The following is a 15,548-nucleotide window of genomic DNA, read 5'->3' as shown; positions in this document are numbered from 1 at the left end:
CCGTCTTACTCCGTCAAAGGCGGTACGCCGTCGTTGGCGCTTCTGCGCCGTCCGTGCGCGGGGCGGACACGAAAAGGGCGGCCGGCGCTGGCCGGTCGCCCTTGGACATGAAGGTTCGAATTCAGCGGAAGATCGCCTTCGGTGGCAGAGGCTGCGGGTTCAGGGCGCGGTCGCCGCCGAAGGTGGGACCCGGCGTGATCCCCGGCAGGGTCGTCCGGCCGCAGGTCAGGCAGGGCGGCGGCTTCGGGATGCCGGGGGCCGGTTGGAGGATCAGCGGGCCGAGCGTGGCCGCCCGCGTGTAGGACAGGGTCGGCGTCGCGGCGAAGGCCGGCGCCGCGGCGATGGTGGCGAGCGCCAGCGACAGGGTCAAAAGACGGGACATGGCGGTGTCTCCGGTTCGGTTGCGGTGGGGTTCAGTCGATGTCGGGGTCGTCGTCGTCATCCAGGTCGACGGAGCGGGCCTGATGGCCGAAGGGGAAGCCCCGGCGGTCGAGGAGGCCGCGCAGGTCGGGGGCGACCGGGCGGGGGAGCAGAAGGGTCTCCGCGTCGGGAACGACCTCCGACCGCGGGTCGGACGGCGTGGCGGAGCAGCGGGTCAGGCCGTCGAGCGTCACGCAGCTCAGCGTTCCCGATCCCCGCATGCAGACGGTCTTGCCGTTGACCGTCTGGCAGGCGAGGGAGCCGGCCTGCACCGGTGCCGAAAGACCGGCGAACAGCAGGACGGGCGCAGCGATGGCCAGGATTGTCGGGAGTCTGGGCGGGAGCTTCGGCATCGGTGGCCTCCCGGGCGAGGGGTGGGGATGGGGGATCAGCGGCGCAGGCCGGTCAGCGATTGGCCGGCGCTGTTGCCGAGGCCGGCGGTGACGTTGGTGCCGACCCCGACATTGGTGCTGACCAGAGGTCCACGGCCGCTGAAATTCAGCCCGACTTGAACGCCGTTGCCCTGGAAGCCGAGCAGCCTCTGTCCGGCACTGTTGCCGATGCCGGCGGCGACGTTGGTGGCGGTGCCGACATTGGTGCTGACCAGCGGGCCGACGCCGCGAATGGGCGCACTGCCGCCGCCCTGGAAGACGGCGCCCTGCTGCTGCGCCGAGTTGCCGATGCCGGCGCCGACATTGGTGGCGTTGGCGACGTTGGTGCTGGTCAGACCGGGAACGGCCATCATGGCGGGCAGGCCGGGACCGGCGGCGGATTTGGGCTGCGCCAGGGCGGGGGTGGCGAGCAGGGCGGTGGCGAGAGCGCCGAGAGCGAAATTGCGGATCATGGCGGGGGTTTCCTTCGATGGAGGGTGAGGCTTCGGGCTTCCGCGCCCCGATGTTCTCTTGAAGAAAGCTTAGTGAAGCGCCGGGATTGCTTCTGTGAGCTGACCCACAGTTGGCGGGCGTTTTCCGGGAAGGTTCCGGCGGCACCATGCGGGCAAAAGAATGCTCCGGCCGGGGTCCGGCCGGAGCGAGGTCTGGGGAGGAAGCCTGGAAGGAGGAGTGGCGGTCAGCGCTGCTTGACCAGGGCGCTCTGGCCGGCAAAGTTGCCGACACCGGCCGACAGGTTCTGCATGGAGCTGTGGTTGAAGGGGCCGAGCAGCCCGCCGGAGCGCTGCAGCACGGTGCCGTTCTGCAGGGCGGTGTTGCCGATGCCGGCCGCCGTGTTGCCGACATTGGCGACCGAGCCGCCGCTCAGCAGGCCGCCGCTGCGCTGCATCACCGTTGCCATCTGGCCGGCATTGTTGCCGATGCCGGCGGCGGTGTTGCCGATGATCGCCGCCGAGCCGCCGCCGAACACGCCGCCGCTGCGCTGTTTCACGAAGGCGCCCTGGTTGGCGGTATTGCCGATGCCGGCGGCGAGGTTCGACACGGTGGCGACGTTCGGCCCGGCGAAGGGACCCTTCGACTTCTGCATGACCAGCGCGCTCTGGTTGGCGGTGTTGCCGATGCCGGCCGCGGTGTTGGAGATGTCGGAGATGTTCTGGGCCATCGCCGGGGCGGCGAACAGGGCGAGCGAAGCGAAGCCGGTCAGCAGGGAGGTGCGGATCATGATCTGGTCTCCTGTCTCGGGGCCGCGGGATGCGGCGTGTTGCCGATGGACAGACCCTACCCAAGCCTCGGATTCCGGGATGTGAGCCGCACCACAAACTTGCGCCTTTTCCCGATCAGCGCGGTTTTGCGTCGGGATGCGCCTCCTGCCAGTGCGGATAGGTGACGTAGGCGGTCAGAGCGCCCTGCTCGTGCGAGCGGATGGTGACGGACGAGCCCTTTGGCATGTGGACGATCTCGCCGGGGCCGGCTGTGACCGTGCCGGCATCGGACGCGACCGAGACCCGCCCCTCCAGCACCACCATCACGTCGTCGACGGCAATATCCTCGTCGATGCTCTGGTTGGGCTCGTAGCGGCCATAGCCGATGGTGATCGGGGCGCCGTGGCGCTGGTCGATCGCGTTGCCGACGAACACGTCGGCCTGCTGGCCGGGGGTGCGCTCCAGCGAAACGTCTGTCAGGGCGAATTTGCGGACGGTCATCTACGCCTCCTTGGAATGGTGGGTCCGATCCACCTCAGCTAGTATCGGCCGGGCTTCTGCATAAGGCGGCAGCGGTTGAACAGCATGGTGGGTGACATTCAACAATGCGCAGACGCCTGAAGCCGGGGGAATATGCGGAGCTGCGGGCCTTCGTCGCGGTGGCGGAAGCCTGCAGTTTCCGCCGGGCGGCGGCGGAACTGGGCCTGACGCCGTCGACGCTGAGCCACGCGGTCCGCGCCTTCGAGGATCGGGTCGGCCAGCGGCTGCTGAACCGGACCACGCGGGCGGTGACGGTGACCGAAGCCGGCGCCAAGCTCCTGCAGGATTTGCGGCCGGTGCTGGCGCGGCTGGACGATGCCGTGGCAGCGGTCGGTATACCCGAGGGTGCGCCGGTCGGGACTGTTCGGTTGGCGGCGCCGCGGCTGGCGATCCAGATGCTGGTCGAGCCGGCGGTCCGGCGGCTGGCCCGCGACTGTCCGCATGTGACGGTGGATGTGCGTACGGCGGAGTGGCCGGGCGACCTGACAGACGGGTTCGACCTTGGTATCCAGTACGGCAACGATGTGGCGCAGGACATGGTGGCCGTGGCGCTGACCAAGCCGTTCACCGCCGCGGTCGTCGGCTCGCCCGGCTATTTCGCCGATCATCCGCCGCCGCTCCATCCCGCCGATCTGGTGCGCCACCGCTGTATCGGCTGCCTCAGCGGCCCGGCCGGCGCGCTCTATCGCTGGACGTTCGAGCGCGACGGCGAGACGGTGGTGCTCGACGTCGGCGGCACGCTGGTTACGGACGACGCCGACCTCATGCTGAATGCGGCGATCGGCGGCGTCGGACTGTGGCATGGCATCGACCGCGTCGTGCAGCCGATGATCGAAGATGGACGACTGCTGCGGGTCTTGACCGACTGGTCGCCGAGTTTTCCCGGATTCCACCTCTATTATGCAGCGGGTGCGCCGCTGTCTCCGGCCGTCCGCGCCGTCGCGGACGCACTTCGGAGCAGCGGCTGACCGAAAGTGCGATCCTCAGGCCGATGCGAGCGCCACCGCGTCGGCACCGGCGGCAAGGCGCATCGGGCAGGACGGATCGGTCGCCGCGCGCCACACCGTTTCCGCGACATCGGCGGCGTGGGTGACCGGACCCGGCTGCTGCCATGCCGCGAAGACGCTTTGCGCCAGGGGCGCATAAGCCTCCGGAATGGCGTCGCGCATGCGGGACCGGGCATTCTCGCCGAAGGCGGTGTCGGGCGCCCGGCCGGGAAGGACCAGATGCGTCCGAATATTGAACGGCTCCAGTTCCAGAGCCAGCGATTCGGTGAAGGCGTTCACCGCCGCCTTGCTCGCCGTATAGACCGAGAGCAGATGCAGCGGCTTCAGCGTCACGCTGGAGGTGACGTTGACGATGACGCCCGACTTCCGCGCCCTGAATTGCGGCAGCAGCGCCTGCGTCATCGCCATGGCGCCGAAGGTGTTGGTCGCGAAGATCTCGCGCACGCCGTCCATCGTCACCCCTTCCAGCGCGCCCAGCAGGCCGATGCCGGCATTGTTGACCAGCACATCGACCGGCCCGGCCTGTTCCACCGCCCGGCCGATGCTGTCCGCATCGGTGACGTCGAGGCGGAGGATGCGCAGCCGGTCGGAGCGGGGCAGTACATCCTCGCGCGGGGTGCGCATGGTGGCGATGACCGTCCAGTCGCGGTCGAGGAAATGACGGGCCGTTTCCAGGCCGAAGCCGGACGAGCAGCCGGTGATGAGGATGGTTTTCATGGAATGGCTCCTGCCGAAATGGTGCGAAGCGGAAGATAGACCGCAACGGCCGGACCATCTACAATCGGAAGTCCGGGATTCATTTGCAGGAGTCCGAACATGGTCGACCCCCTGGCGCAGGTGGTCAGCCTGCTCCGCCCCAGCGCCTCCTTCTCGAAGCTCACCTATGGGGCCGGCAGCTGGCGGGTGCGGCGGACGGAGGCCGGGCGGCCATTCTATTGCGTGGTCCTCGACGGCTCGTGCCGCCTGAGCCCTGGCGGGGGCGAGCCGATCACCCTGGAGGCGGATGACTTCGTGCTGATCCCCGCCGCCTACGAGTTCACGGTGGCGAGCATCGAGCCGATGCCGCCGGGGGCCGCCGATACCCGCCCGGTCGAACTGCGGCCGGGCGAATATCTGCTGGGCAGTCCCGACCGGTCACCGGACGTCTGCAATCTGGTCGGTTACTGCGCCTTCGCGTCGCCCGACGCCGACCTGCTGGTGTCGCTGCTGCCGCAGCTGGTGCATGTCCGCGGCGAGAAGCGGTTGAGTGCGCTGGTGCGGATGGTGAACGAGGAGTCGCGCGCGCTGAGGCCGGCGCGCGAGGTGATCCTGGCGCGGCTGCTGGAGATTCTGCTGATCGAGGCCCTGCGGTCCACCACGGTGTCGGCGGGATCGCCTGGGCTGCTGCGGGGGCTGGGCGACGACCGGCTCGCCGTCGCCCTTCGGCACATCCATGAAAGGCCGGCGGCACCCTGGACGGTCGGTCAATTGGCGAAGGAGGCGGCGCTGTCGCGTTCGACCTTCTTCGAGCGGTTCCGGCAGGCGGTCGGCGTCGCCCCCATGGAATATCTGCTGCAATGGCGCATGGCCCTGGCCAAGGACATGCTCCGCCGGCGCGACGGCGGGATCGCCGACGTCGCCGAGCATGTCGGCTACAGTTCCGCCAGCACCTTCAGCGTCGCCTTCACCCGCCATGTCGGCGTTCCGCCGACGGTCTATGCCCGCCGGCAGGAGGAGGGGGAGGCGACGCTTTCGGAAGCCTTGCCGGCCGGCGCCGCGCCGTGAGGATGGCGGCTTATCCTGGTGCGCCGTCGCGGGTCCGCAGCATGCGCAGGGGGTTGTAGGTGAGGACGATCGTGCCGTCCTGCCGCGTCACGCGATTGAACGTGCGGATCAGGCCGCGGCCCGGCTTGGAGGTCGGGCGGGCCTCGATCACCTCGCAGGCGACATGGATGGTGTCGCCGACGAAGGTCGGCGCCTTCACGTCGATTTCGGCGTTGAGAAAGGCGAGGCCGGTGCGTTGCATGCTGGCGGTCAGCAGGCCTTCTGAAAAGGAATAGACCAGGGCCGCCGGCACGACCCGGCCGGCGATCGCCATATGCTCGCGGTCGGCGGTGTTGGTGAAAAGCTCCTCGGTGAACCAGCTGAGATTCACGAAGGCGGTGAGGTCGGATTCGGTGATCGTGCGGGCGACCGTGCGGAAGCGTGTGCCGACGGGAAGATCCTCGAAATGGAAGCCGAGCCCGATGGTCGGGCCTTCCTGGTCCTGGTTACCGATGGTCATGGTGCGTCCCCTTTTGCAGTGATGGCCGATCCGGCCCGCAGCGGCGGCGTGGCCGGGATCGCCCCGGCGATCGCCGGGCTGAGAAGGAAGGGCAGGGGGGCCGCGCCGATGGCGGCGGCGGCCACCACCAGCGAGACCGCGTAGCCCTGCGTGAGGTCGTGCAGCAGGCCGGACAGCCATGCCCCCAGCGCCGCGCCGATCGACATGGTGGCGTAGATGCTGCCGAAGATGGTCGCCGAACCGCCGACGAAGATCCGGCTGGTCAGGGTGGAGACGATGGGACCGCGCGCCCCCTGGGCGATGCCGAACAGCAGCGTGTAGCCGGCAAGCAGGATCGGGCTCGGCCGCCCATACAGGCCGATCAGGCAGAGGATGCCGGCCAGCGTGCCGGCGAAGCTCGCCAGCGCCGTGGTGCGGAAGCCGATGCGGTCGCACAGGCCGCCCGCGGCGATCACGCCTGCCACCGACAGCATGCCGGCCGAGCCGAAGGCCGCCGCCGCCTCGATCGGCGGATAGCCGCTTTCCACCAGCATCGCCACGACCTGGACGATGACGATGTACATGCCGAAGGCGGTGAAGAACAGGACATGGACCAGACCCCAGAAGGGCAGGGTCCGCATGGCCTCCGGCAGGCGCCATCCGGTCCCGGCGCGGCGGACGGGGGTGGTGGCGCCATCTTCCGCCGGACGGCCGTCGGCCAGCCGGCGCCACGGCAGCAGAAGCACCGGCAGGGCGAGCGCGGCGAGCAGCAGGCCCATCGCCTGATAGGCGCCGCGCCAGCCGAGCCTTTCGATCAGCAGCTGCGCCAGCGGCGCGATCACCAGGATGCCCGACCCGAAACCGGCGTAGGCGATGGCGATGGCCGTGCCGAGATGCCGGCGGTGCCAGCGGCCGATCAGCGCCGCCGCCGGGATCATGCCGATGGCGGCGACGCCGAGCCCGGTGACGATGCCGAGATAGAGATGGAGCTGCCAGCGCGCCTCCAGCATGCTGCCGCCCAGCGTCGCCAGCGCCAGCAGAACCAGACCCGCCGGGTAGACGACGCGCGGGCCGAACCGCTCGAAGGCCATGCCGCTGACGGGCGCGGCGAGGCCCTGCACAAGCATGTAAAGCGCATAGACGCTGGTCAGGGTGCTGCGCGGCCAGCCGGTTTCCTGTTCGATGGGAACCAGGAACACCGTGTAGGCATCGGCAACCCCCCGCGCCACGAAGTTGAAAAGGAAGGCGAACAGGACGACGAGCAGCGCCGGCAGCAGGGTCGGGTTCCGTGGCGGCGCCCCGCCGGTCCGGCTGCCGAAGGGCAAGGCTCAGCCCTCCACGGTGGTGGCGGCCGGAGAGGGGCTTCGCGTGACGCCGCGCGCCAGCAGGTCGGCGATCCGCTCTTCGTCGTATCCGGCCTCGCGCAGCAGCTCCACGCTGTGCTCGCCCAGGCGCGGGGCCTGGCGGACGGGTTCGGGACGGCGGCCGGACCAGCGGGTCGGCACGCCGATGGAGCGCACCGTCCCCTCATGGGGATGCTCGACCGGCCGCAGGAAGCCGGTGGCCGCATGGTGGCCGTCGTCGATCAGGCTGTCGGGCGTGTGCAGCGGCATCACCGGGATGTCGGCCTTGGTCAGGGCGGCCAGCCAGTCCGCCGTGCTGCGGGTGGCGATGGCGTCGGCGACCAGCCCGTACAGTTCGTTGATGTGGCGGGTGCGGCTGCCGATGTCGGCGAAGCGGGGGTCGCTGTCGAGTTCGCCGTCCCGCCCGATCAGCGCGAAGAAGTTGCGCCATTGCTTGTCGTTGTAGATCACCACGCAGATGTGGCCGTCGCTGGTGCGGTAGGGGCGGCGGTGGCGGGCGAGCAGCCGGGGATAGCCGGTGGGACCCAGCGGCGGTTCGAAGGTCTTGCCGCCCATATGGTCGCCGAGGACGAACTCGGTCATCGCCTCGAACATCGGGATTTCGATCTCCTGCCCTTCGCCGGTGCGCTCGCGCTGGAACAGGGCGGCGGCGACCGCATAGACGGCGTGCAGCCCGACGGTGCGGTCGGCCATGGTCGCCGGCACATAGCGCGGATCGCCGCCGGAGGAGTCGGCGATCAGGGTGGGAATCGCCGCCGCCCCCTGGATCAGGTCGTCGTAGGCCGGCTTTTCCGCATAGGGGCCGTCCTGGCCGAAGCCGGTGACCGCCGCGTAGATGATCGACGGGTTGACCGCGGCGAGATCCTCGTAGGACAGACCGAGCCGCGCCATGGCGCGCGGCCGGACATTGTGGATGAGGACGTCGGCGCCGCGGGCCAGATCGAGCAGCGCCTGCCGCCCGTCCGGCGCCTTCAAGTCCAGCACGATGCTGCGCTTGGAGCGGTTGGCATGCAGGAAGATGGCCCCCATGCCGGGATGGCGCATTGGCCCGATGCCGCGGACATTGTCGCCGGCCGGGGATTCGACCTTGAGGACATCGGCGCCGAGATCGCCCAGGATCTGCGTCGCATAGGGACCCACCAGGACAGAGGTGAGATCGAGGATCCGAACGCCGTGCAGCGGGCCGTTCATGCCGGGCCTCCGTGATGAGGGAAGTTGGGCGGGGGCGGAGCGCCGATCTCCGCAGCGATTTCCGCCAGGATGGCCTCGGCGTCGCCGTTCAGGGCCGGCGCCGGTGCATGCAGGGGGGAGGTCCGCTTGTCGGCGCGGACGGGAAAGCCGACCTGCCGCCCGTCGGGACCGGCGACCGACAGGCCCAGCGCCTCCGCCTGCGGAGAGGCGGCGGCCTCGTGGGGCAGGCGGCAGATGTCGGCCGGCACGTCGGCCTCGGTCAGCCTCGCGATCCAACGGTCGGCGCTGTCGCCGGCGATCACCTCCGCCAGCAGGCCGGCGAGCCGGTCGCCATGCTCCTGACGGCCGGAATGGCTGTCGAATGCCGGGTCGGAGAGCGCCTCCGCAGCGGGGCCGGACGGCTGGGTCGCCACCGCCGCGCGGAAGCGCCGCCAGAAATGGTCCTCCATCAGGCCGAGCGCGATCCAGCGGCCGTCGGCGGTCCGGTAGATGTCGTTGGCCGGGCTGAGATGGGCGCGCGGATCCTGCTGCGGCTCGGTGCCATGGCGCAGGCCGGCGCAATAGAGCACGGCGCCGAACAGGCTGGCGTCGAGATGCCGGCCGCGTCCGGTGCGGTCCCGCTCCGCCAGCGCCGCGGTGATGGAGGCGGCGGCCAGCGCCCCCGCCGCGAAGTCGCCGACCGGAATGCTGGGGCGGGACGGCGGGCGGCTCCAATGGCCGGGAAGCCCGAGCGCGCCGGCCGCCGCCATGATGTTGATGTCGTGGGCCGGACGGTCCCGCGCCGGTCCCGACTGGCCGAAGCTGGAGACGGAGCAGTAGACGATCCGCGGGTTCAGCGCGCTGAGCGCCGCGTATCCGATGCCCAGCCGGTCGGCGACGCCGGGTCGGCTGGATTCGATCACCACGTCGGCCCAGCCCGCCAGCCGCGCCACGATGGGCGCGGACTGCGGGTCCTTGAGGTCGAGGGTCAGGCTCCGCTTGCCGCGGTTGACCGCCGCGAACATCGCCGGCTGATAGCTGCGGGCGCTGTCGCCGCCGGGCGGCTCGACCTTCACGACGCCGGCGCCCAGATCGGCCAGCACCGTGGAGATGAAGGGACCCGGCAACAGGGCTGAGAAATCGACCACCCTGGTGCCGGCCAGCGGACACCAGATTTGGGAAGACTGGTCGGACGTCATCGGTTTTCCTGTGAAGCGGCTAACCTGTGAAGCGGAGCGGGTATCAGGTCCAGGGCGATTATTTCCCGTCCTTCAGCGCCTGCTGGAAGGCGGCCAGCACCTCGCTGCCGGGCAGGCGGCGCTTGTCCAGGTTGTCCGCCCATTCCTTGCTGACCGACGACAGCATGTCCTTCAGCTTCGCGCTTTCCGCGTCCGGCAGATGGACCATGGTCACCCCGGCCTTCTTCAGCCGTTCGATGTCGGCGGCCTCGTCACGGTCGGTCTTTTCGCAGGCGTTGTGGTTGATGGTCTCGCCGGCCTTGTCCATGGCGTCGCGGACATCCGCGGGCAGCTGGTCCCATTTGCGCTTGCTGATCATGTAGGTGATGACGAAGCTGCCCAGATTCTCGCCGACGGTCGCCGACTTCACGGTGTTCTGCAGGTCGTAGGACAGCACGCTGGAATGCGGGAACAGCATCCCGTCGACGGTGCCGCGCGACAGCGCCTCCAGCACGTCGGGGGTCGGGATCTGCACCGGCACGGCGCCCATCTTGCGGATCGCCAGTTCCTTCGCGGCGCCGGTCGTGCGGATCTTCTTGCCCTTGACGACGTCGATGCCCTCGATTCCGGTCTTGCCCATGTAAAGCTGGTAGGGCGGCAGGACCATCGTCCACAGCACCCGCATGCCCGCCGGACCGATCTCGCGCTTGTCGAGGATGCCGCCGGGCTTGACCAGCTGCCAATAGGCGTTGGTGCCGGCGCAGGAGGTGTTGAAGGCCTCCGGCAGTTCGGCCACGGTGGACAGCGGCAGCTTGTCGGTCACGAAGGCCGGCGCGACATAGCCGATGTCGGCCACGCCGTTCTGCGTCAAGGACAGCAGGTCCTTGGCCTTGCCCAACTGTTCGGCCGGATAGTATTCGAAATCCACCTTGCCGTTGGTCAGGCGCTTGATCTCATCCATCCAGGGCTTGGTGCCGTATTCGACGACATAGTGGCCGGCGGGGAAGGAGTCGGCGACGCGCAGTTTCGTCTGCTGGGCCATCGCCGGAGACGCCGTGACGGCGAGGGTGAGTGCCAGCGGGGCGGTGACGGCGAACAGCGTCGCGGCGGTGGTCGGCTTCATAGGTTTCCTCCGGATTTTTCTGCAGGTTTGTTGTCGTTTGGCCGCGGGTCAGTAGCGCATCGTCGACGGCAGCCAGGTGATGATCTGCGGGAAAGCGGTCAGCGCCGCGATCAGGATCAGGTGCGCCACCACATGGGGCATCACGCCGGCGAAGATCTCCTCCAGCGGCCGGCCGGTGTAGCGGGCGACGACGAAGACGTTCAGTCCCATCGGCGGGGTCACCATGCCGACCTCCGCCGTGATGACGACGATCACGCCGAACCAGACCGGGTCGAAGCCCAGCGACAGGACGACCGGCAGCACCACCGGTACGGTCAGGATCAGGATGGCGATCTGGTCCATGACGCAGCCCAGCAGCACATAGCCGAACAGGATCAGCGCCATGATCACCCACGGCGACACGTCGAGCGACCCGACCCAATGGACCAGCTCCTGGGTGATCTGCGTCAGGGTGAAGAAGGTCCCGAACACATGGGCGCCCAGCATGATCATCAGGATCATCGCGGTGGCATGGACCGCGCGGACCAGGGCGGCGCGCAGGGTTCCGGCGGTCAGGTTGCCCGAGCGAAGCGCCAGCAGGAACGCGCCGAAGGCGCCGATGCCCGCTGCCTCGGTCGGGGTGGCGATGCCGGCGTAGATCGTCCCGGTGACGCCGGAGAACAGCAGGATCATGGCGCCGCACACCTTCAGCGAGGCGAATTTCTCGCGCAGCGTATAGCTGCGGCCTGCGGGAGCGCGGCTGCGGTCCTGGATGACCAGCAGGTAGACGGTCAGGACGATGGTCAGCGTCACCAGGATGCCGGGGATGATGCCGCCGACCAGCAGCGCGCCGATGCTGACGTCGGCGATGATGCCGTAGAGCACCAGCGCGATGCTGGGCGGGATCAGCATCGCCAGCGTGCCGGAGATCGCCACCACGCCGCCCGCCAGCTTCGGCTCGTAGCCCTGTTCCAGCATGGCCGGGATCGAGGTGGAGGACAACGTCGCCGCCGCCGCCGTGCTGGATCCGGAGATGGCGCCGAAGCCGGCCCCGGCCACTGCCGTCGCCATGCCCAGGCCGCCCGGCACCCGGCCGACCCATTTGGCCGCCGCGGCGAACAGGTCGTTGGCGACTCCGCTGAGGATCACGAACTCCGCCATCAGGATGAACATCGGGATGGTGATCATCTCGTAGGAGTTGGCGGTGGAGAAGGGCACCGTCTCCAGGATGCCCATCACCATGTCGACGCCGCCGATCATCAGCAGCCCGGCCGCGCCGGAAACCGCCATGGCGAAGGCCACCGGCAGCCCGAAGGCCAGCATCAGGAAGAGAATGGAGATTCCGCCGAGCGCCACCATCAGATGCGTTCCTCCAGATTGGGGGTGGGAGCGTGGTCGACGCTCTGGGCGCCGCCGAAGGCGTCCCGGAGGTGGGTCGCGGTCAGCAGAAGATTGCGGAGCGTCAGCAGAAGGCCGCCGATGACGACCGGCACCAGCGCGATCCAGGTCGGCCACAGGTAGGCGCCGGACAGCGCCTCGTCGTTCTGCCAAGCGGAGAGCGAGCGCTGGAAGGCAAGCCAGCCGATCGCCGCCGTGACCATGGCCGACAGCAGGTAGCCGGCCGCCTCGCCGACATGGCGCATCGGTGCCGGCATGCTGCGCTGGAGGATGTCGATGCCGATATGGCCGTTCTCGCGCAGGGTGTCTGACACGCCGAAGAAGAACATCCCGACCATGAGGTACAGGGAGATCACGTCGTAGGACCATGCCAGCGGCATGGCGAAGAAATACCTCATGACCACGTCGGCCACGACAACCAGCATGATCAGCATCATGCAGGCCGCCGCGACCAAGGAGAAGACGTGGTCGACGGCGTCGAGGATGCCCGTCGGTCCGCGTGTCTTGCTCATGCCTGGCACCTCCCTCGATGTTTTATCGGCCGCCGTCCTGGACGAGCAGCACCGTCTTTCCCTTGTGCCGGCGGGCCAGCAGGTCCGCGGCGGCCTCCGGCATCTCCGTCCATGGGCGCCGGACGGCGATCTCCGCCGCCAGCCGCCCCTCGGCGGCCAGCGCCAGCAGCAGGGACAGGCCGCGCGCGGCCGGCTCGCCGCTTTTGATCTCTTCGAAGACCGCGAGCCCGGTCACCGTCCGCGATCCGCTCATGTAGAAGGCGCGGGCGTCGATGGTGGTCCCGGCGCCGCCGGTGACGCCGAAGACGACGCAGATGCCGCCGGGCGCCAGCATGCCCAGCGACCGCGCCAGGGACGGGCCGCCGACGGACTCGACGATCAGGTCGAACGGTCCGACGCCTGCGGCCTCGCCCTGATCCTCCGCCGTCACGGCGGCATGGTGGGCACCGAAGCCGAGCGCGCGCGGCACGTCCGCGGCGGTGCGGACCATCGCGGTCACCCGCGCCCCGGCCTACCGGGCCAGTTGGCAGGCGAGATGCCCGACGCCGCCGGTGGCGCCGGTGACCAGCACGCGCTTGCCCAGCAGATCGCCGCCCCGCCTCAAGGCGTGCAGCGCCGTCAATCCGGCGACCGGCAGGCAGGCTGCCTGTTCCGTCGTCACTGCGTCGGGGATCGCCGCCAACTGGCGGATCGGCACGGCGGCCAGCTCGGACCACGCGCCGGAGACCAGCAGTCCGGCGACCCTGATCCCGGTGGCGGGGCCGGAGCCGTCGGCCGCCTGCCGTTCCACCACGCCGGCCAGATCCCAGCCCGGCCGTGTGCCCGGCCGGGCGGACAGCGCCCGCGTCGCCTCGCCGCGGTTGAGCGAGATCGCCTCCACCCGCACCAGCGCTTCCGTGGGCTTCGGTTCGGGGGGCGGCACGTCCCGCACTGCGAAGACCCCGCCGGCCTCCATGACGATCGCCTGCATGGCCTTGTCCTCCCGTTCGGCGGTTTCCGGTTTGAGGGGCTGCGGGTCAGCGGCCGGTGAAACGCGGGTCCCGCCGCTCCAGCAGGCCCGCCACGGCTTCGCGGTGGTCGTCCGTCGCGTGGGCGAGCGCCTGCATCGCGGCGGACATCTCCAGCAGGCTGTCGAGGTCGGCATTGCGGCCCTGGCGCAGCAGGCGCCGCGTCATCCGCACGGCGTGCGGCGGGTTGACGGCGATGCGGGCGGCGAGTGCCCGCGCCTCCGCCAGCAGATCGGCGTCGGGCACGACGCGGGAGACCAGCCCGCAGGCCAGCGCCTCCTGCGCGTCGATGGCGTCGCCGGTCAGCGCCATCTCGCAGGCCTTGGAGAAGCCGACGACCCGCGGCAGGAACCAGGCGCCGCCGTCGCCGGGCACGATGCCGACCTTGACGAAGCTTTCGGCGAAGCGGGCGCTTTCCCCGGCGATGCGCAGGTCGCACATGCAGGCGAGGTCGCAACCGGCACCGACGGCCGGCCCGTTCACCGCGGCGATGGTCGGCACCTCCATCGCCTCGATCAGCAGGGGAAGGCGCTGGATGCCGCGGCGGTAGTTCAGCCGGGTCTGCGCCGGCAGCGGATCGTTGAGCCCACCCGACGCCCCCATCTTCTTGAGGTTTCCACCGGACGAAAAGGCCTTGCCGGCGCCGGTGACGATGATCGCGCGGGTGGCGTTGTCGGCGTCGAGCCGGGCCAGCGCGGCGATCAGCGTTTCCAGCACATCCTCGTCGGAGATGGGGTTGCGCTGTTCCGGCCGGTTCAGGGTCAGCGTGACGATGCCATCCGCATTCTCTTCAAGCACCGCGTCGGTCATGGCGGTCGGGTCCTTCCTATTGTGTCTTCTCCGGCCCTGCACGGTCGCGTCGACGATGCGTCAGCGCAGGCCGAGGCCGCGGGCGATGATGCCGCGCAGGATCTCGCGGGTGCCGCCGCGCAGCGAAAAGGCCGGGGCGTTGAGGATGGTGTGGGCCAGGACGGCGGCCAGTTCGGTGTCGGCCTGCAGCGACGGCTCCACCGACACGACGCCGCGGACGATCTCGGGGACTTCCTGCTCCACCAGCGCACCGAGATCCTTGACCAGCGCGGCCTGCAGCGCCGGGTTCTCGCCGTTCTGGAGCATGCCGGCCACCGATCGGGACAGCCGCCGCAGCGTGACGATGTGCGCGGTCAGCCGGCCGACGGCTTCCCTGGCGCGATCCGACGGGTCGTTGCCCAGCGCGCGCACCAGCTCCACCAGCAGGGTGAAGGAGGACAGGAACCGCTCCGGCCCGCTGCGCTCGAAGGCCAGCTCGCCCATCACCTGGTTCCAGCCGTCGCCCATCCGGCCGATCAGGGCGCTGTCCGGGATGAAGGCGTCCTCGAACACCACCTCGTTGAAGTGATGCTCGCCCGACAGGTCGGCGATGGGGCGGATGGTAACCCCCGGCGTGTTCAGGTCGACCAGCAACTGGCTGGTGCCGCCCTGCCGCTCCTCCTGGCCGCCGGTGCGGCAGAACAGGATCATGTAGTGGGATTTGTGGGCGTAGGTGGTCCACAGCTTGGTGCCGGTGACGCGGAATCCGCCGTCCACCGGGGTGGCGCGGGTTCGCACCGCGGCAAGGTCGGACCCGGAATCCGGCTCGCTCATGCCGATGCAGAAGAAGCATTCACCGGCGGCGATGCGCGGCAGGATCGTCCGGCGCTGCTCCTCGGTCCCGACCTTCAGCAGCAGCGGGCCGCTCTGGCGGTCGGCGATCCAGTGGGCCGCCACCGGCGCCCCGGCCGCCAGCATCTCCTCCAGCACGACATAGCGTTCGAGCGCGCTGCGTTCGTGGCCGCCATAGGCCTTCGGCCAGGTCATGCCGATCCAGCCGCGTTCGCCCAGCTTGCGGCTGAAATCGGCGTCGAAGCCGCTCCAGGACCGGGCGCGGTCGCGCGGCCTGCGGGCGGCCAGTTCGGTGGCGAGGAAGTCGCGGACTTCGGCACGCAGCGCCTCGACATCGGCGGGCGGGGGCGCGGGGAAGGTGAATACGGTCATCGTC

General features: G+C 69.7%; 19 protein-coding genes. 2 read left to right on the top strand and 17 right to left on the bottom strand.

From position 1 onward, the window contains the following. Positions 1–121 precede the first annotated feature (121 nt). The 5 genes from B9N97_RS01445 to B9N97_RS01425 form a co-directional block, all read right to left on the bottom strand. Positions 122–382, bottom strand: a complete 261-nt coding sequence (locus B9N97_RS01445) for a hypothetical protein (RefSeq protein WP_085082595.1) — start codon at positions 380–382, stop codon at positions 122–124. Positions 383–413: 31 nt separating this feature from the next. Further along, positions 414–773 (bottom strand): hypothetical protein, encoded by a 360-nt coding sequence (locus B9N97_RS01440; RefSeq protein WP_085082593.1) that lies wholly within the window; start codon positions 771–773, stop codon positions 414–416. A gap of 35 nt (positions 774–808) precedes the next feature. Next, positions 809–1,264 (bottom strand): hypothetical protein, encoded by a 456-nt coding sequence (locus tag B9N97_RS36635; RefSeq protein ID WP_085082591.1) that lies wholly within the window; start codon positions 1,262–1,264, stop codon positions 809–811. Positions 1,265–1,488: 224 nt separating this feature from the next. Continuing rightward, a complete protein-coding gene (locus B9N97_RS01430) occupies positions 1,489–2,031 on the bottom strand; it encodes a hypothetical protein (protein WP_085082589.1) in 543 nt (180 codons plus the stop codon). Between the two features lie 115 nt (positions 2,032–2,146). Continuing rightward, positions 2,147–2,512, bottom strand: coding sequence for an ethanolamine utilization protein (locus tag B9N97_RS01425; protein ID WP_085082587.1), 366 nt, complete (start codon positions 2,510–2,512; stop codon positions 2,147–2,149). Positions 2,513–2,616: 104 nt separating this feature from the next. On the opposite strand from B9N97_RS01425, the gene B9N97_RS01420 reads away from it, so the two are divergent. Then, the gene (locus B9N97_RS01420; RefSeq protein WP_085082585.1) at positions 2,617–3,519 is read left to right on the top strand and encodes a LysR family transcriptional regulator; all 903 of its coding nucleotides are present in this window, start codon (positions 2,617–2,619) and stop codon (positions 3,517–3,519) included. 15 nt (positions 3,520–3,534) lie between these two features. On the opposite strand, the gene B9N97_RS01415 is transcribed toward B9N97_RS01420, so the two are convergent. Continuing rightward, positions 3,535–4,275: an SDR family oxidoreductase gene (locus tag B9N97_RS01415; RefSeq protein WP_085082583.1), complete on the bottom strand. Its 741-nt coding sequence runs from the start codon at positions 4,273–4,275 to the stop codon at positions 3,535–3,537. A gap of 99 nt (positions 4,276–4,374) precedes the next feature. Here B9N97_RS01415 and B9N97_RS01410 point away from each other — a divergent pair, with 99 nt between their 5' ends. Next, positions 4,375–5,322: an AraC family transcriptional regulator gene (locus B9N97_RS01410; RefSeq protein ID WP_085082581.1), complete on the top strand. Its 948-nt coding sequence runs from the start codon at positions 4,375–4,377 to the stop codon at positions 5,320–5,322. Positions 5,323–5,332: 10 nt separating this feature from the next. Here the strand turns inward: B9N97_RS01410 and B9N97_RS01405 are convergent, their stop codons facing one another. The 11 genes from B9N97_RS01405 to B9N97_RS01360 are packed head-to-tail and all read right to left on the bottom strand — an operon-like array spanning position 5,333 to position 15,544. Beyond that, positions 5,333–5,821 carry a hotdog family protein gene (locus B9N97_RS01405; RefSeq protein ID WP_085082579.1) on the bottom strand — a complete coding sequence of 163 codons (489 nt, stop codon included), beginning with the start codon at positions 5,819–5,821 and terminating at the stop codon, positions 5,333–5,335. Further along, on the bottom strand, positions 5,818–7,125 hold the full coding sequence (locus B9N97_RS01400; RefSeq protein ID WP_085082577.1) for an MFS transporter: 1,308 nt from the start codon (positions 7,123–7,125) through the stop codon (positions 5,818–5,820). The genes B9N97_RS01405 and B9N97_RS01400 overlap by 4 nt, the downstream gene beginning before the upstream one ends. A 3-nt stretch (positions 7,126–7,128) precedes the next feature. After that, positions 7,129–8,355 (bottom strand): CaiB/BaiF CoA transferase family protein, encoded by a 1,227-nt coding sequence (locus tag B9N97_RS01395; RefSeq protein ID WP_085082575.1) that lies wholly within the window; start codon positions 8,353–8,355, stop codon positions 7,129–7,131. Continuing rightward, positions 8,352–9,533: a CaiB/BaiF CoA transferase family protein gene (locus tag B9N97_RS01390; protein ID WP_085082573.1), complete on the bottom strand. Its 1,182-nt coding sequence runs from the start codon at positions 9,531–9,533 to the stop codon at positions 8,352–8,354. Before B9N97_RS01390 ends, B9N97_RS01395 begins: the two co-directional genes overlap by 4 nt. A gap of 58 nt (positions 9,534–9,591) precedes the next feature. After that, positions 9,592–10,635 carry a TRAP transporter substrate-binding protein gene (dctP, locus tag B9N97_RS01385; RefSeq protein WP_085082571.1) on the bottom strand — a complete coding sequence of 348 codons (1,044 nt, stop codon included), beginning with the start codon at positions 10,633–10,635 and terminating at the stop codon, positions 9,592–9,594. Positions 10,636–10,683: 48 nt separating this feature from the next. Then, complete coding sequence (locus B9N97_RS01380) at positions 10,684–11,973, bottom strand: TRAP transporter large permease (RefSeq protein WP_085082569.1); 1,290 nt, start codon at positions 11,971–11,973, stop codon at positions 10,684–10,686. Continuing rightward, positions 11,973–12,524: a TRAP transporter small permease gene (locus B9N97_RS01375; RefSeq protein WP_085082567.1), complete on the bottom strand. Its 552-nt coding sequence runs from the start codon at positions 12,522–12,524 to the stop codon at positions 11,973–11,975. Before B9N97_RS01375 ends, B9N97_RS01380 begins: the two co-directional genes overlap by 1 nt. 22 nt (positions 12,525–12,546) lie before the next feature. Continuing rightward, entirely contained in the window at positions 12,547–13,023 is a 477-nt protein-coding gene (locus B9N97_RS34650) for a zinc-binding dehydrogenase (protein WP_280174723.1), read from the bottom strand. Between the two features lie 12 nt (positions 13,024–13,035). After that, positions 13,036–13,494, bottom strand: coding sequence for an alcohol dehydrogenase catalytic domain-containing protein (locus tag B9N97_RS34645; protein WP_143266309.1), 459 nt, complete (start codon positions 13,492–13,494; stop codon positions 13,036–13,038). A 46-nt stretch (positions 13,495–13,540) separates the two neighbouring features. Then, complete coding sequence (locus B9N97_RS01365) at positions 13,541–14,341, bottom strand: crotonase/enoyl-CoA hydratase family protein (protein WP_085082565.1); 801 nt, start codon at positions 14,339–14,341, stop codon at positions 13,541–13,543. 60 nt (positions 14,342–14,401) lie between these two features. Next, on the bottom strand, positions 14,402–15,544 hold the full coding sequence (locus tag B9N97_RS01360) for an acyl-CoA dehydrogenase family protein (RefSeq protein WP_085082563.1): 1,143 nt from the start codon (positions 15,542–15,544) through the stop codon (positions 14,402–14,404). Positions 15,545–15,548: the final 4 nt, after the last annotated feature.

This window comes from Azospirillum oryzae (assembly GCF_900177515.1).
GTDB classification, from domain to species: Bacteria; Pseudomonadota; Alphaproteobacteria; order Azospirillales; family Azospirillaceae; genus Azospirillum; species Azospirillum oryzae_A.
Note: the sequence above shows the minus strand (reverse complement) of the source record. Positions and strands in the feature narration are given on the sequence as shown.

Coding starts and splice junctions, on each gene's coding strand:
- dctP (WP_085082571.1), bottom strand. CDS start 10,635: ATGAAGCCGACCACCGCCGCGACGCTGTTCGCCGTCACCGCCCCGCTG.
- B9N97_RS01390 (WP_085082573.1), bottom strand. CDS start 9,533: ATGACGTCCGACCAGTCTTCCCAAATCTGGTGTCCGCTGGCCGGCACC.
- B9N97_RS01360 (WP_085082563.1), bottom strand. CDS start 15,544: ATGACCGTATTCACCTTCCCCGCGCCCCCGCCCGCCGATGTCGAGGCG.
- B9N97_RS01395 (WP_085082575.1), bottom strand. CDS start 8,355: ATGAACGGCCCGCTGCACGGCGTTCGGATCCTCGATCTCACCTCTGTC.
- B9N97_RS01415 (WP_085082583.1), bottom strand. CDS start 4,275: ATGAAAACCATCCTCATCACCGGCTGCTCGTCCGGCTTCGGCCTGGAA.
- B9N97_RS01425 (WP_085082587.1), bottom strand. CDS start 2,512: ATGACCGTCCGCAAATTCGCCCTGACAGACGTTTCGCTGGAGCGCACC.
- B9N97_RS01410 (WP_085082581.1), top strand. CDS start 4,375: ATGGTCGACCCCCTGGCGCAGGTGGTCAGCCTGCTCCGCCCCAGCGCC.
- B9N97_RS01405 (WP_085082579.1), bottom strand. CDS start 5,821: ATGACCATCGGTAACCAGGACCAGGAAGGCCCGACCATCGGGCTCGGC.
- B9N97_RS01430 (WP_085082589.1), bottom strand. CDS start 2,031: ATGATCCGCACCTCCCTGCTGACCGGCTTCGCTTCGCTCGCCCTGTTC.
- B9N97_RS01420 (WP_085082585.1), top strand. CDS start 2,617: ATGCGCAGACGCCTGAAGCCGGGGGAATATGCGGAGCTGCGGGCCTTC.
- B9N97_RS01365 (WP_085082565.1), bottom strand. CDS start 14,341: ATGACCGACGCGGTGCTTGAAGAGAATGCGGATGGCATCGTCACGCTG.
- B9N97_RS01445 (WP_085082595.1), bottom strand. CDS start 382: ATGTCCCGTCTTTTGACCCTGTCGCTGGCGCTCGCCACCATCGCCGCG.
- B9N97_RS01380 (WP_085082569.1), bottom strand. CDS start 11,973: ATGGTGGCGCTCGGCGGAATCTCCATTCTCTTCCTGATGCTGGCCTTC.
- B9N97_RS36635 (WP_085082591.1), bottom strand. CDS start 1,264: ATGATCCGCAATTTCGCTCTCGGCGCTCTCGCCACCGCCCTGCTCGCC.
- B9N97_RS01440 (WP_085082593.1), bottom strand. CDS start 773: ATGCCGAAGCTCCCGCCCAGACTCCCGACAATCCTGGCCATCGCTGCG.
- B9N97_RS01375 (WP_085082567.1), bottom strand. CDS start 12,524: ATGAGCAAGACACGCGGACCGACGGGCATCCTCGACGCCGTCGACCAC.
- B9N97_RS34645 (WP_143266309.1), bottom strand. CDS start 13,494: ATGCAGGCGATCGTCATGGAGGCCGGCGGGGTCTTCGCAGTGCGGGAC.